The organism is Nitrospira sp. Kam-Ns4a, from assembly GCF_965152595.1.
This window is the reverse complement of record NZ_OZ224218.1, coordinates 419902-433714: the sequence shown is the minus strand read 5'-3', so window position 1 is coordinate 433714 and position 13813 is coordinate 419902. Positions and strand designations below refer to the sequence as shown.

Annotated in this window: 11 protein-coding genes and 1 riboswitch; of the genes, 9 read left to right on the top strand and 2 right to left on the bottom strand. The window is 66.7% G+C overall.

Annotated features, from left to right (window positions below; translation table 11 throughout):
* Nucleotides 1-62 precede the first annotated feature (62 nt).
* Nucleotides 63-1982, bottom strand: coding sequence for a phosphomethylpyrimidine synthase ThiC (gene thiC, locus ACWHYQ_RS02130; RefSeq protein ID WP_447974116.1), 1920 nt, complete (start codon nucleotides 1980-1982; stop codon nucleotides 63-65).
* Between the two features lie 133 nt (nucleotides 1983-2115).
* A riboswitch (TPP riboswitch) is annotated at nucleotides 2116-2216 on the bottom strand.
* A gap of 306 nt (nucleotides 2217-2522) precedes the next feature.
* On the opposite strand from thiC, the gene nadA reads away from it, so the two are divergent.
* The 3 genes from nadA to lspA all read left to right on the top strand — a co-directional run bounded on the left by nadA (nucleotide 2523) and on the right by lspA (nucleotide 7085).
* Nucleotides 2523-3626 carry a quinolinate synthase NadA gene (gene nadA, locus ACWHYQ_RS02125; RefSeq protein WP_447974115.1) on the top strand — a complete coding sequence of 368 codons (1104 nt, stop codon included), beginning with the start codon at nucleotides 2523-2525 and terminating at the stop codon, nucleotides 3624-3626.
* A gap of 91 nt (nucleotides 3627-3717) precedes the next feature.
* Nucleotides 3718-6570: an isoleucine--tRNA ligase gene (gene ileS, locus ACWHYQ_RS02120; protein ID WP_447974114.1), complete on the top strand. Its 2853-nt coding sequence runs from the start codon at nucleotides 3718-3720 to the stop codon at nucleotides 6568-6570.
* The gene (lspA, locus tag ACWHYQ_RS02115; protein ID WP_447974113.1) at nucleotides 6567-7085 is read left to right on the top strand and encodes a signal peptidase II; all 519 of its coding nucleotides are present in this window, start codon (nucleotides 6567-6569) and stop codon (nucleotides 7083-7085) included. The genes ileS and lspA overlap by 4 nt, the downstream gene beginning before the upstream one ends.
* A 28-nt stretch (nucleotides 7086-7113) precedes the next feature.
* Here the strand turns inward: lspA and ACWHYQ_RS02110 are convergent, their stop codons facing one another.
* A complete protein-coding gene (locus ACWHYQ_RS02110; RefSeq protein WP_447974112.1) occupies nucleotides 7114-8010 on the bottom strand; it encodes an undecaprenyl-diphosphate phosphatase in 897 nt (298 codons plus the stop codon).
* 290 nt (nucleotides 8011-8300) lie between these two features.
* Between ACWHYQ_RS02110 and ACWHYQ_RS02105 the strand changes: the two genes are divergently transcribed.
* From ACWHYQ_RS02105 to vapC, 6 genes are all read left to right on the top strand, one after another.
* Nucleotides 8301-9056 (top strand): helix-hairpin-helix domain-containing protein, encoded by a 756-nt coding sequence (locus ACWHYQ_RS02105; protein WP_447974111.1) that lies wholly within the window; start codon nucleotides 8301-8303, stop codon nucleotides 9054-9056.
* 257 nt (nucleotides 9057-9313) lie between these two features.
* Nucleotides 9314-10594: an efflux RND transporter periplasmic adaptor subunit gene (locus ACWHYQ_RS02100; protein ID WP_447974110.1), complete on the top strand. Its 1281-nt coding sequence runs from the start codon at nucleotides 9314-9316 to the stop codon at nucleotides 10592-10594.
* A 118-nt stretch (nucleotides 10595-10712) separates the two neighbouring features.
* Nucleotides 10713-11444, top strand: coding sequence for an ABC transporter ATP-binding protein (locus tag ACWHYQ_RS02095; RefSeq protein ID WP_447974109.1), 732 nt, complete (start codon nucleotides 10713-10715; stop codon nucleotides 11442-11444).
* The gene (locus tag ACWHYQ_RS02090) at nucleotides 11441-12676 is read left to right on the top strand and encodes an ABC transporter permease (protein WP_447974108.1); all 1236 of its coding nucleotides are present in this window, start codon (nucleotides 11441-11443) and stop codon (nucleotides 12674-12676) included. The genes ACWHYQ_RS02095 and ACWHYQ_RS02090 overlap by 4 nt, the downstream gene beginning before the upstream one ends.
* Before the next feature lie 297 nt (nucleotides 12677-12973).
* Nucleotides 12974-13201, top strand: coding sequence for a type II toxin-antitoxin system VapB family antitoxin (locus tag ACWHYQ_RS02085; protein WP_447974107.1), 228 nt, complete (start codon nucleotides 12974-12976; stop codon nucleotides 13199-13201).
* A complete protein-coding gene (gene vapC / locus ACWHYQ_RS02080) occupies nucleotides 13198-13620 on the top strand; it encodes a type II toxin-antitoxin system VapC family toxin (protein ID WP_447974106.1) in 423 nt (140 codons plus the stop codon). Before ACWHYQ_RS02085 ends, vapC begins: the two co-directional genes overlap by 4 nt.
* Nucleotides 13621-13813: the final 193 nt, after the last annotated feature.

Below are 13813 nucleotides of genomic sequence, written 5' to 3'. Positions count from 1 at the left end.
AGCCGCTAACAGCGAGCAGCCGACCGCTCTGAGCTATGGGCCATGAGCTGTTCGCTATTCGCTTAGAGATAAATCTCCGCGCCTGCCTTCCGGAACTCCTCCGCCTTCTCCTTGAGGCCGATCTGGATGGCCTCCTGCTCGTCAAGCCGCTTCTGCGCGGCGTAGTCGCGCACGTCCTGGGTGATCTTCATCGCGCAGAAGTGCGGGCCGCACATCGAGCAGAAGTGGGCCAGCTTGGCCGCCTGGTCCGGGAGCGTCGCGTCGTGGAACGCGCGGGCCGTGTCCGGGTCCAGGGAGAGATTGAACTGGTCCTCCCACCGGAACTCGAAGCGCGCTTTCGAGAGCGCGTTGTCGCGGGCCTGGGCGCCGGGATGGCCCTTCGCGAGGTCCGCGGCGTGGGCGGCGATCTTGTAGGCGATCACCCCGGCCTTCACGTCCTCCTTGGTCGGCAGCCCGAGGTGCTCCTTGGGCGTCACGTAGCAGAGCATCGCGCAGCCGTACCAGCCGATCAGCGCCGCCCCGATCCCGGAGGTGATGTGGTCGTAGCCCGGCGCGATGTCGGTGGTCAGCGGCCCGAGCGTGTAGAAGGGCGCCTCGTGGCACGCCTGGAGCTGCTTCTCCATGTTGATCTGGATGAGGTGCATGGGCACGTGGCCGGGCCCCTCGATCATGACCTGCACGTCGTGGCGCCAGGCAATCTGCGTCAGCTCGCCCAGCGTCTCCAGCTCCGCGAACTGCGCGGCGTCGTTCGCGTCCGCGATCGAGCCGGGCCGCAGGCCGTCCCCCAGGCTGAAGGAGACGTCGTAGGCCTTCATGATCTCGCAGATCTCCTCGAAGTGCGTGTAGGCGAAGTTCTCCTGGTGGTGCGCCAGGCACCACTTTGCGTGGATGGACCCGCCGCGCGAGACGATCCCCGTCACCCGGCCGGCGGTGAGCGGGATGTGCTGGAGCCGGACGCCCGCATGGATCGTGAAATAGTCCACCCCCTGCTCCGCCTGCTCGATCAGCGTGTCCCGGTAGATTTCCCAGGTCAGCTCCTCCGCCTTGCCACCCACCTTCTCCAGGGCCTGGTAGATCGGGACGGTGCCGATGGGCACGGGCGCGTTCCGAATGATCCACTCGCGGGTCTCGTGGATGTTCTTGCCGGTCGAGAGGTCCATGACCGTGTCCGCGCCCCAGCGGATGGCCCAGATCATCTTCTCGACCTCCTCCTCGATGGAGGAGGCGACGGCCGAGTTCCCGATGTTGGCGTTGATCTTGACGAGGAAGTTCCGGCCGATGATCATCGGCTCCAATTCCAGGTGATTGATGTTCGCGGGGATGATCGCGCGGCCGCGCGCCACCTCGTCGCGGACGAACTCCGGGGTGATCCGCTCGGGGATCCGAGCGCCCCAGGCCTGACCAGGGTGCTGCGTCCAGAGCCGGCCGTCTCCAGCGCCGCCGCGAGAGGCCGCCTGGGCCCGCGCCAGCTCCCGGGACTGGTTCTCGCGGATGGCGATGTATTCCATTTCCGGCGTGATGATGCCCTTGCGCGCGTAGTGCATCTGGGTCACGTTCCGGCCGGGCTTGGCCCGCCGCGGCTTCCGGAGATGCGGAAACCGGATGGTGGCCAGAGTCGGGTCCGCCGCTCGTCGCCGCCCGTACTCCGATGTGAGGTCGGGCAATTCCTCCGTGTCCCCCCGCATGGCGATCCACTGGAGCCGCAGCGGCGCCAGGCCGGCCCGAATATCAATCGTCGCCTCGGGGTCCGTGTAGGGGCCGGAGGTGTCGTACACCGTCACTGGCGGGTTGGGAACAGGGCCCCCGCCGTTGGCTGTGCGCGTGGGCGTCAACGTGATCTCGCGCATGGGCACCCGCACACCGGGCATCGAGCCTTCCACGTAGACCTTGCGGGAGGCCGGAAAAGGCTGCGTCGTGATCGCCGAACCGGCGGGACCGCGGCCGTGACCGGACGTTGCGGGGGTGACGTCGGAGTCGCTCATGGACGTGTCCTTTCTGTCAAGAAGCTATCAGCCTTCAGCTTCGGAAGTACCAGACAACGGCTGACGACCGGGGGCGGCAGCCCAAACAAAAAAGCCGCACCAGCAGAGGGTGCGGCCCACCGGGTCCGTCGCGACACTGCGCTCGTCGCTTCCCTACGCTGGTATTATCCAGGTCAGGTTCGAAGGGTCGTCCGAAACCGGACTCTCAGCCGTGAGGCGCCCCCAGCTATGACGCCGTGATCGTACACCCTGGGTTTTCTGCTTGTCAATCGGCCATTGGGCCTATTAGAGCGGCCCTCCGCGCACCGAGCCGGGATGCAGGGACCGGCCGGCTTGCGGGTCCCGCGAGGGGGTCGATCGGGCCCGTGAAGGTGTGGCCGGGGTCGCCTTTCGCGCGCAGGCGATCGGCCGGAGCCTCGACGTTGATTGTTTACGCAGGCTTGGCGTAGAATGCCCCTTCACACTGCGCCTGCGGTTCCGGGCCGCTTGTGGCGCGGTTGCCGAAAGAAGATGAATCGGCGGCGGGATGGAGACCGCGGAATGACCACGCTCGAATCGGCTCACCTGGCCATCGGCGACTACCGCAACCTCTCCCCAGAGGAGCTGTTTGCGCGCACCGCGGCGGCCAAGCGCGCGCTCGGGGATCGGGTCCTCGTGCTGGGCCACAATTACCAGCGTGACGAGGTGATCGAGCACGCCGACTTCCGCGGGGATTCCCTGCTGCTCGCCAAGCTGGCGGCTCAGCACGCAGAGCGCCCCTACGTGGTCTTCTGCGGCGTCCACTTCATGGCCGAGACGGCTGACATCCTGAGCCGCTCGCAACAGACGGTCATCCTGCCGGACCTGGCCGCCGGCTGCTCGATGGCTGACATGGCCGCCATCGAGCAGGTGGACCAGTGCTGGGAGGCCTTGGGCCGGGTTCTGCCGGTGGAGGAGACCGTCACGCCCGTCGTCTACGTGAACTCGGCAGCGGTCCTCAAGGCCTTTTGCGGCGAGCACGGTGGGATCACCTGCACGTCGTCCAACGCGCGGGCGGTGATGGAATGGGCCTGGGCGCGCCGGGAGAAGATCCTCTTCTTTCCCGACGAGCACCTGGGCCGCAACACCGCGAACCGCATGGGCCTGCCGCGCGACCAGATGCTCGTCTGGGATCCCTATCTGCCCCGGGGCGGGCACAGCGCGGAGGCGATCAGGAAGGCCCGGCTCATCCTCTGGAAGGGGCACTGCAGCGTCCACCAGATGTTCCAGCCGGCGCACGTGGACTATTTCCGCAAGCAGTACCCGGACGGTCGGGTGATCGTCCACCCCGAGTGCCACGAGGACGTCGTCAACAAGGCCGACCTGGTCGGCTCCACCGAGTTCATCATCCAGACCGTCCGCGCGGCCCCGGCCGGGACGACCTGGGCGGTGGGGACCGAGCTGAATCTCGTCAACCGGCTCAAGCGTGAGCAGCCGGACAAGCGCGTCTTCTTCCTCTCCTCCACGGTCTGCCAGTGCGCCACCATGTTCCGGATTGACGCCCCGCACCTTTGCTGGGCGATGGAGAATTTGGCCGAAGGCCGCGTCGTCAACCGCATCGTCGTGCCGGACGACGAGAAGGTCTGGGCCAAAGTCGCGCTGGACCGCATGATGAGTATCAGCTAATAGCGGATAGGCGAGCAGCTCATAGCTAGGTGACAGTTCTTGAGCCTGTGGCTGCTATTCGCTGTTCGCTGCTGGCTACTCGCTTGAGGCAATGGATTACAAGGCCACGCTGAACCTACCCCGCACTGACTTCCCGATGAAGGCCAACCTGCCCCAGCGGGAGCCGGAGCTGTTGGCCTGGTGGGAGCGCGAGCGGCTGTATGAGCGCATCCAGGAGGCTCGCCGCGACCGGCCGCTCTACGTCCTCCACGACGGTCCGCCTTACGCAAACGGCCGGATCCACATCGGCCACGCGCTGAACAAGGTCCTCAAGGACATCATCGTCAAGTCCAAGACGATGGCGGGTTACCGCGCGCCCTACGTGCCCGGGTGGGACTGTCACGGGCTTCCGATCGAGCACCAGGTGCTGAAGGAGCTGGGGGACAAGAAAAAGACTCTCGACCAGCCCGCCATCCGCAGGCTCTGCCGCGAGTACGCGGAGAAGTACTATCGGCTCCAGCGAGACGAGTTCAAACGGCTCGGCGTCCTGGGCGACTGGGAGCGCCCCTACCTCACGATGGATCCGGCTTACGAGGCCACGATCCTGCGCGAGTTCGGCACGTTCGTCGAGAAGGGAATCGTCTATAAGGGCCTGAAGCCGGTCCTCTGGTGCACGACCGATCAGACCGCGCTCGCGGAGGCCGAGGTCGAGTACGAGGACCACACCTCGCCGTCCATCTACGTGAAGTTTCCGTTGGTGAACTCTCCTGAGACCTTGGCGGGGCAGGGAGGGCTCGGCCTCTCACGTCTGGCCGAAGTGCGGCAGGTGTCCGTCGTGATCTGGACGACCACTCCATGGACCCTTCCCGCGAATCAGGCTATCTGCCTGCATCCGAACATTGATTATGCCTTTGTGAGGGTCGGTGACGAGGCCTTGGTGATTGCCGAGAAGTTGGTTGACGCGGTCAGGAAGGCTTGCGGGTTCTCGATAGACGATGTACTCGGAGTGAAGAAGGGGGGCGACCGAACGAATCCATTGGAGGGCCTCGACTGCCGCCGCCCACTGTCCACCGGCCTCTCGCCGATCGTGCTGGGTGAGTTTGTCACGCTGGACCAAGGCACCGGCTGCGTCCACATCGCGCCGGGCCACGGCATGGAGGACTACCTGCTCGCGCTCGAATACAACGCGCCGAGCCATCGCGGCGTCCTGTCGCGGCCGCTGGAGATCGTCGTCCCCGTGGACGACCTCGGCCGGTTCACGGACGCCGTGCCAGGGTTCGCCGGACAGCACGTGTTCAAGGCCAATCCGGGCCTGATCGCGAAGCTCCAGGCCAACGGCGTGCTGCTTGGACACGGCGAGATCAGCCACTCCTATCCCCATTGCTGGCGCTGCAAGAATCCGGTGATCTTCCGCGCGACCGAGCAGTGGTTCGTCTCGATGGACAAGTCCTACGAGGGCCGGAGCTTGCGCGAGCGCGCGCTGGAAGAAATTGACCAGCGGGTGCGCTGGATTCCCCCCTGGGGCCGGGACCGCATCCGCGGGATGATCGAGAACCGCCCCGACTGGTGCCTGTCGCGCCAGCGGGTCTGGGGGGTGCCGATTCCGGGCTTCACCTGCACGGCGTGTAAGACGGTGCTGGCCGATCCCGCGGTGATCGAGCATCTCGCGGCGCTGGTGGAGCGGCAGGGCGCGGACGTCTGGTTCGAGCGGCCGGTGGCGGAGCTGCTCCCCAGCGGGACCACCTGCCGGAACTGCGGGGGGCGGGCCTTCGAGAAGGAGCAGGACATCCTCGACGTCTGGTTCGAGTCGGGCGTCAGCTACGCGGCGGTGGTCAAACCCCGCGGCTGGGACGCGGATCTGTACCTGGAAGGGTCGGACCAGCACCGGGGCTGGTTCCACAGCGCGCTGCTCGCCTCGGTGACGACGGACGGGCATGCGCCGTATAAGGCGGTGCTGACGCACGGCTTCGTGGTGGACGGCAAGGGCGAGAAGATGTCCAAGTCCAAGGGGAACGTCGTCGCGCCCCAGGAGGTCATGAAGGAGTCCGGGGCCGAGATCCTGCGTCTGTGGGTCGCCGCCCAGGACTACCGCGAGGACGTCCGGATCTCCAAGGAGATCCTGTCGCAGCTCGTCGAGGCCTACCGGAAGATCCGCAACACCTGCCGCTTCCTGCTGAGCAACCTCTATGATTTCGACCCGGTTGCCGACCGGGTGCCCGTTGACCGGATGCCGGAGCTGGACCGCTGGGCGCTGCTGCGCCTGGGGCAGGTGATCGAGCGCGTCCGGCGGGCGTACGAGGCCTTCGAGTTCCACGTGATCTTCCACGAGCTGAACAACTTCTGTGCGGTGGACCTCAGCGCGATCTATCTGGACATCCTCAAGGACCGGCTCTACACGTTTCGCCGCGACTCGCCCCTCCGGCGCGCCTCGCAGACGACGCTGCTGGAGATCCTCGTCGCGGTGACGAAGCTCATGGCGCCGATCCTGAGCTTCACGGCGGAGGAGATCTGGCGCATCCTCCCCCAGGCGGCCAGGGGCCGGCCCGAGACCTGGAGCGTCCACCTCGCCTCGTTTCCCGAACCGGACCCGCGCTGGGCTGATCCCGGGCTCGAGCAGCGGTGGGGCCGGCTCCTCGAGGTTCGGAGCGCCGTCCAGGCGAAGCTGGAAGACAAGCGGCGGGACAAGGTCATCGGCTCATCCCTGGAGGCCAAGGTCGTGATCACGGCCGCTCCGGACCGCTACGCCTTCCTGCTGGGGTATCAGCAGGAACTGCCGGCCCTCTTCATCGTGTCGCGGGTCGAGCTGAAGCCGGTCCCGCAGCTTCCGCCGCCTATGGATTTCACCGTCGAGGTCCTGCGAGCCAGCGGGGCCAAGTGCGAGCGCTGCTGGAACTATCGGGACTCGGTCGGCACCAATTCGGACCATCCGACGCTGTGCGACCGGTGCGTTGAGGCGATCCGGTGAAGGGGAGGACGACCCGGTATTTGATCCTGGCGATGGTCAGCGTCGGGACCATCGTCCTCGATCAGGCGAGCAAGGCCCACATCATGCAGACGATGCGGCTGCATGAATCCATCGCCGTCATCCAGAACTTTTTCAGCCTGACCTACATCCGGAATCCCGGCGCGGCGTTCGGGCTCCTCGCCTCCAGCAGCAACGGCTTCCGGCTGGTGTTCTTCGGTCTCACCTCGCTCTTCGCGCTGGGGTTGCTGGGGACGATCTTTTTCCGCCTGAGCCAGGACGACTGGCTTGGCCAGGTGAGCATCGCCGGGATCCTGGGCGGCGCGATCGGCAACCTGCTCGACCGCATCCGCTACGGGGAGGTCATTGATTTCCTCGACTTCTACATCAACGGCTATCACTGGCCCGCCTTCAACATCGCCGACGCCGCCATCACGGTCGGCGTCTGCTTCCTGATCGTGCACTTCGCCTTCGAGAAGAAGCGTCCCGAGGGGGTGTTGCAGGAAGACCGCCCGTAGGCCGCCGCGCGGCGCCCGGCTCGCCCGCTCAGCCGAGCAGGGCGAGGACGACCCCTCCGAGCAGGATCCGGTAGTAGGCGAAGACCCGCAGGCTGTGCCGCTTGACGAACGTGAGGAAGGCGGCGATCACGGCCCAGGCGACGAGGAACGAGACCAGCAGCCCCAGTCCCAGCGCGAGCAGGTCCTCCCCAGTCAGCAGGTCCCTCGACTTCAGCAGTTTGTAGGTCGTGGCGGCCAGCATCGTGGGCAGCGCGAGGAAGAAGGAGTACTCGGTGGCGAGCTTGCGGTCCATCCCGGCCAGCATGGCGCCGATGATCGTCGCGCCAGAGCGGGAGACGCCCGGGATCAGCGACACGCACTGGGCCAGTCCGACCTTGAGGGCATGGCCCAGGCCGACCTGGTCCAGCCGGTCGATGCGGGCGTCGGGCCGCCGGGCCTCGACGAGCAGGATCGCCGCGCCGCCGCCGATCAAGGCGGCCGCCACGGTCGTGGGGGTGAACAGGTAGGTCTCGATCCACTGGTGGGCCGCAAGTCCGGCGACTGCCGCGGGGACGAAGGCGAGGCCCAGGCCGATCACGAATCGCAGGTTGGGGTGCTCGGCAACCGAGCGGCGGAGGGCCTCGGGCCACGGGAGTCCCGCTGCGGCGCCGGAGGCGGCGGGGCCGGGCCGCACCCAGGCTCGCAGGGCCGCCTGTTCCCGTGCGGCGTTGGTGAGCAGGGCCGCCAGCTTGGCGCGCTCGTAGGCGACCACGGCCAGGATCGAGCCAAGCTGGATGGAGATATCCACGCTGGTGGCCACCTGCCCGGTGAAGCCGAGCCAGGAACCGACCAGAATGAGGTGGCCGGTGGAGGAGACGGGCAAGAACTCCGTCAGCCCCTCCACCAGACCCAGGAGCGCTGCGAGGGCAGGACCCCACTTGTCCATCGTTGCGCTGCGCCTCGGCGAAAGGTCCAGACTGCCGGTCCATCAGAGGACGGCTTTCGGGAAGGGTCGCGGCATCATCACAGACTGTCCGGGAGGAGTCAAGGCGATCCGGTGACCTGCGCCGCGAGGGCGCTCCCGCCCGCGGAGCGCCGCGGAGAGGGTCTGGCTATTGACAAACCCTGGCCGATGGACTACACAACAACGACTTCCACGAACGTAGGGAGGTGAGCCCTAAAGCCCCGACGGTGAGCCGGGTTGGTCGTGTCAAGGGCGGACGTGGGGAGGCACGTATGAAGAATGTCGTGAGCATTGGCGCGGTCTTCATCGTCATGATGGCGGCAGCCGGATGTATGGTCTCCAAGGACAAGTACCAGCAGGCCGTCCGGGAGGCGGAAACCGCAAAGGCCAACCTGGAAGATGTTCAGACCCGCAAGGCGGTTCTCGAGCAGGAGGTTAAGAAGCTCAAAGACCAGGCGGCGAAGCTCGGGGAGCGGACCCAGGCAGCCGAGGACGAGCTGCAGCGCATCCGGGATAGTCGGGAGAAGGAGCGGGCCAGCGTCGAGGCCCGGGTACGGGAGCTGGAGCAGAAGATCCGTGACATGACGGTCCAGTACAAGACCATGCAGCAGAAGCACGAGGAACTCAAGGCGCAGAATGACACGCTCAAGGCCACGGTAGCCCGATACCAGAAGGAGCTGAAGGAGCGGGAGCGCGCCGTCGCGTTGCCCAAGCCGCCGGTTCCGCCCAGCCCGCCGTCGGTGGGGCTGGCGCCGACGCCGGCGGGCAAGCCCTCCGGGGCGCCGCCGGGCGGCTCCCCGCCTAGCGTCGCCCCCGTCCCATCGGGCCCCAAGACGGGCTTGACCCCGGTGAACATCAACACCGCCTCGGCCAACGACATGGTGCTGTTCCTGGGGCTGACCAAGGAGATGGCAGAAAAGGTCGTCTCGAATCGCCCGTACCGGCTCAAGGGGGAACTGGTGGCGAAGAACGTGATCCCCAAGACCACCTTCGACGTGATCAAGGACCGGATTACCGTGTCCCCGTAAGGTTATTCGGACCGATGTCAGGCAGGAGCGGGGCCGTTCGCCGGCGGGCGAACGGCCCCGGTTGTTTTTGGCCTCTTGACGGCACCATCCGCAGACGCCCAGGTACTCCCTGGGAACCAGAAACCTTTTCGGCGCTCGATCCCACGATAGAAGAATGGGGGGAGGCGGGCGCGTGCCTGTCACGTCGGTCCGTGCGACGCCTTGCTTGACAGGCCTGAAACCCCCTCCCTAGAATGCCACCGAGGAAGGAACGCCCAGTGCGTAAGCTCGTCTTGATTCTGGCGGTGGTGGCGACGGGGCTCGCCATCGGTGGCTACGTATTTTTTAAGGGCGAGCGCAAGGCGCCGATCCGCTACCGGACGGCTCCCGTCGAGCGGGGGTCCATCGTCTCCATCGTATCGGCGACCGGCACCGTCAATCCGGTCACGATGGTCCAGGTCGGGAGCCAGGTCTCCGGCATGATTGAGAGCCTGCACGCGGACTTCAATTCCGCGGTCAAGACCGGAGACGTGGTGGCCCGGATTGACCCGTTTCCCTATCGGGCGCGCCGGGATCAGGCGGCGGCTAACCTCGCCAATGCCAAGGCGGCCGTCCTCAAGGCCAAGACCGATCTCGCCCAGCGCAAGCGGGAGCTGGACCGCGTCCAGTCCCTCCTCAAGCAGCAGTTCGTCTCCCAGAACGACGTGGATGTCGCGATCACGGCCCATGAGGGGGCCGTCGCGCAACTGGCGGTCGCGGAAGCGGCGGTCAAGCAGGCCGAGGCCGCCCTGCAGGCCGCCGAGCTCGATCTCAAATATACCGTCATCCAATCCCCGGTCAACGGCACTGTCATCTCCCGTCTGGTCGAGGTGGGTCAACGGGTGTCCGCTAGCTTCTCTATTCCGACCCTCTTTGTCGTGGCGGAGGATCTCACCAAAATGCAGGTCGAGGCCAACGTCAGTGAGTCCGACATCGCAGGGATCACGGAAGGGAAGGTGGCGACCTTTACCGTGGACGCGTATCCGGGCCAAATCTTTCGGGGCCAGGTCCGCCAGGTGCGGAACGCGCCGATCAGCGTGCAGAACGTGGTGACCTACCAGGTCGTCATTGGCGTGGACAACCGCGATCTGCGGCTGAAACCAGGGATGACGGCCAACGTGGCCATCGAGGTCGCCCGGCGCGACGATGTGTTGAAGCTGCCGAACGCGGCGCTTCGGTTCACGCCGCCCCGGGTCGGGTTGGCAGACGGATCGGACGGGGCGTCCGGCGGCCACGGCGGGCCTCCCCCGTCCGGCTCAGGCCACGCTGCCCCGGCGGACCGGAGCGGGGCGGCGAAGCGGGTGTGGCGGTTGGGCCCGATGGGCGATCCGGAGCCCGTCCCGATCGAGCCAGGGATCTCCGACGGCATCGTCACCGAGCTTGTCCAGGGCGACTTGAAGGAAGGCGACCAGGTCATCGTCGGGATCGAGATGCCGCGGGCGGCCCGTGGCTCAAACACGCTTCCTCCGGGGTTCGGCGCTGGCCAGCGTCGCGGCAGCTCGCGGGATCGCGGCCTGTGACCGAACGTGGTCAGTGATCGGGGGGCGGTGGTCTGTGTCCGCGGTCGGAGGATGCCGTGCCGGCGGGCGTTTCCTCACAGGGCTGTTAACCACCGACCCCTGACTGCGCCTTGGCTCTATGGCTCCACTGATTCTCTGCCAGGACCTCTGGAAGATCTATCGAGTCGGCGACGTGGAAGTCCCGGCGCTGCGTGGCGTGGACCTGCAGGTCGAGCGGGGCGAGTTCGTCGCGATCATGGGGGCCTCCGGCTCGGGCAAATCCACGCTCATGAACATCCTCGGCTGCCTCGACGTGCCCACGCGCGGGCAGTACTGGCTGGACGGGCGGGATATCGGCGAGGCGAGCGCCGACGAGCTAGCGGACATCCGGAACCGCCGGATCGGCTTCGTGTTTCAGAGCTTCAACCTGATTCCTCGGACTAGCGCTCTGGAGAACGTCCAGTTGCCGCTCTTCTACCGGGGGCTGCCGCTTCGCGAGCAGCGGGCGCGGGCTGCCGCCGCCCTGGCCCGGGTGGACCTCCAGGGCCGCGAGCACCACTATCCCGCGCAGCTCTCGGGCGGCCAGCAGCAGCGGGTCGCGATCGCCCGTGCGCTCGTCGCTGAGCCGGCTATCCTGCTCGCGGACGAGCCCACAGGAAATCTGGACACGGAGTCGAGCCGGGAGATCATGGTGGTCCTGACCCGCCTCAACCGGGAGGACGGGCTCACGGTCATCCTGGTAACTCATGAATCCGACATCGCCACGTACGCCGAGCGCCAGATCCTCATGAAGGACGGACGCATCGTCAGCGACGAGAGACCCCCGGTGCCCCTAGTGGCCGCCGGCGAGGGCATCACGGGCCCCCTGTGACCGCGTTCATCCTGCTCACCGTCGCGACCGCCTTCCGGGTCCTAGCCAGAAACCGGCTCCGGGCCGGCCTGACCGCGCTCGGGATCATCATCGGGGTCGGCGCGGTCATCGCAATGGTCAGCATCGGCGAGGGCGCCAAGGCGGTCGTGCGGGCCCAGATCGCCAGCATGGGCTCCAACATGATCATCGTGCTCCCGGGGGCCACGACCGTGAGTGGCGTGCGCGGCGGCCAGGGGAGCGCGGTGACGCTGACCGTCGCGGACGCGCTGGACCTCAAGAAGCGGATTCCGCTCCTCAGCGAGGTGGGCTGGGCCAAGCGGGATGTGATGCAGATGGTCCACGGCAACAAGAACTGGAACGGGCCTGTCAACGGAGTCTCGCCCGGCTACCTGACGATCCGGGCCTGGTCCTACGTGAGCGGCGGGCCCTTTACCCAGACCGACATGGACACGGCGGCCCGGGTCGCGCTCCTCGGCCAGACGGTGGTGGAGAACCTGTACGAGCCCGGCGAGGATCCGGTCGGCTCGACGATCCGGATCAAGAATGTACCCTTTCGGGTCATCGGGGTGCTGGCCCCGAAGGGGCAGTCCTCCCAGGGCTCCGATCAGGACGACATCGTGTTCATTCCCTTCACGACCGCAGAGCGCAAGGTGCTGGGCGCGCAGTTCCTGGGGTCGGTTGGGGCCCTGTTCGCCTCGACGGATCGCGAGGAGGACCTGGCGGAGGCCGCCGCCGCTATCCGCGAGGTATTACGCCTCCGCCATCGGCTGAGGCCGGACCAGCCGGACGACTTCACGGTGCGCACGCAGGTGGAGATGGGCAGCGTGCAGGAGGGGACCAGTCAGACGCTGACGATGATGCTGTTCGGGATCGCTTCGATCTCGCTGCTCGTGGGCGGCATCGGGATCATGAACATCCTGCTCGTCTCGGTGACGGAGCGGACCCGGGAGATCGGGGTGCGGATGGCAGTGGGGGCGAAGCGGCGCCAGATCTTGTTTCAGTTCCTGATCGAGGCGATGACCCTGAGCCTGATCGGCGGCCTGCTCGGGATCGTGGTCGGGGTGCTCGGCGCGCAGCTCGCGACGGTGCTCGCGGGCTGGCCGACGATCATCTCGGCCGACTCCATCCTCATCGCGTTTCTCTTCTCGCTCGCCGTCGGGCTCTTCTTCGGCTTGTATCCCGCCAACAAGGCTGCGCGGCTGAATCCGATCGAGGCGCTGCGGTACGAGTGAGGGAGAGGCCTCGGTGCCGGAGGGTCGCCGCTGGGGTCTCCGGCATGGTGCGTTGCTGCGGGAGCTGCTGCCGCCGCACTGTCGGCCGTGCGCCGCCACGGACCATCGGGACGGCACACGGCACCCTGCCGGTTTCTTGTGCGCCGGCCCGCCATGGCAGCCTGCCTCAGGGCGCATCCGTTCCAGCCGAGACGGGTACGTGAGAAGGCAAAAGCTATGTGGTCCTCGCGGCGGACGTCCTTTTTCCTATATATCCTGACTCGTGGGTGTGGTATATATTGAGGACGAGAGTGTGCCATGAAGACGCTGGTAGATATTGACGAACGGCTGCTCACGAAGGCGATGGCACTTTCCGATTCGGCGACGAAGCGGGAGACCATGCAGCGGGCGCTGGAGGAACTCATCCGCGCGTGCCGGCGGCGTGAGCTTAAGGCCCTGGCCGGGAGTGGCATCGTGGACATGACGTTGCCTGAGCTTCGTCGTGCCAGGCGTCGCGGGCAGGTCCACGGGCGGCGGGTGCGTTGAGTCCGGATCAGCCTCGCGGCCTGGTCCTGGTGGACACGAGCGCCTGGATCTGCTTCTTCGCCAAGTCGGGCTATCGCCGGATCAAGGCCGAGCTTGCCGATCTGTTGGAAGCCGACCTAGTCGCCACAGCCGGGCCGATCATGCTAGAGCTGATCCAGGGCTGCCGCTCGGACGGGGAACGGGAAGGGTTGATCGAACGGCTGAAGGCTCTGCACTGGCTGCCGGTGGAGGAGCGACACTGGATCGCGGCCGGCAAGTTGGCGATGACGCTGCGCCGCAACGGAGTTACCGTGAGCGCGATAGACGCGCTCATCGCCACCCTAGCCGAGGCCTACGGCTGCGCACTGCTCCAACGGGATCGCGACTTCGAGCAGATTGCGAGCCGGACGGGGCTGCGCTTACTGCCAGAGCCATCCTGACGGTGAGGCCTCTGAGCCGGTCTTGCGGGATGAGCCTTCTTCTCTACTTGAGTCGTTTTCCCGCCAACAAGGCTACGCGGCTGCATCCGATCGAGGCGCTGCGGGACGAGTGAAGGAAGAGGCCTCGGGTGACGGAGGGGGTAGCCGCTGCGGTCTTCGGCATGGTGCGTTGCTGCGGGGGCTGCTGCTGCCG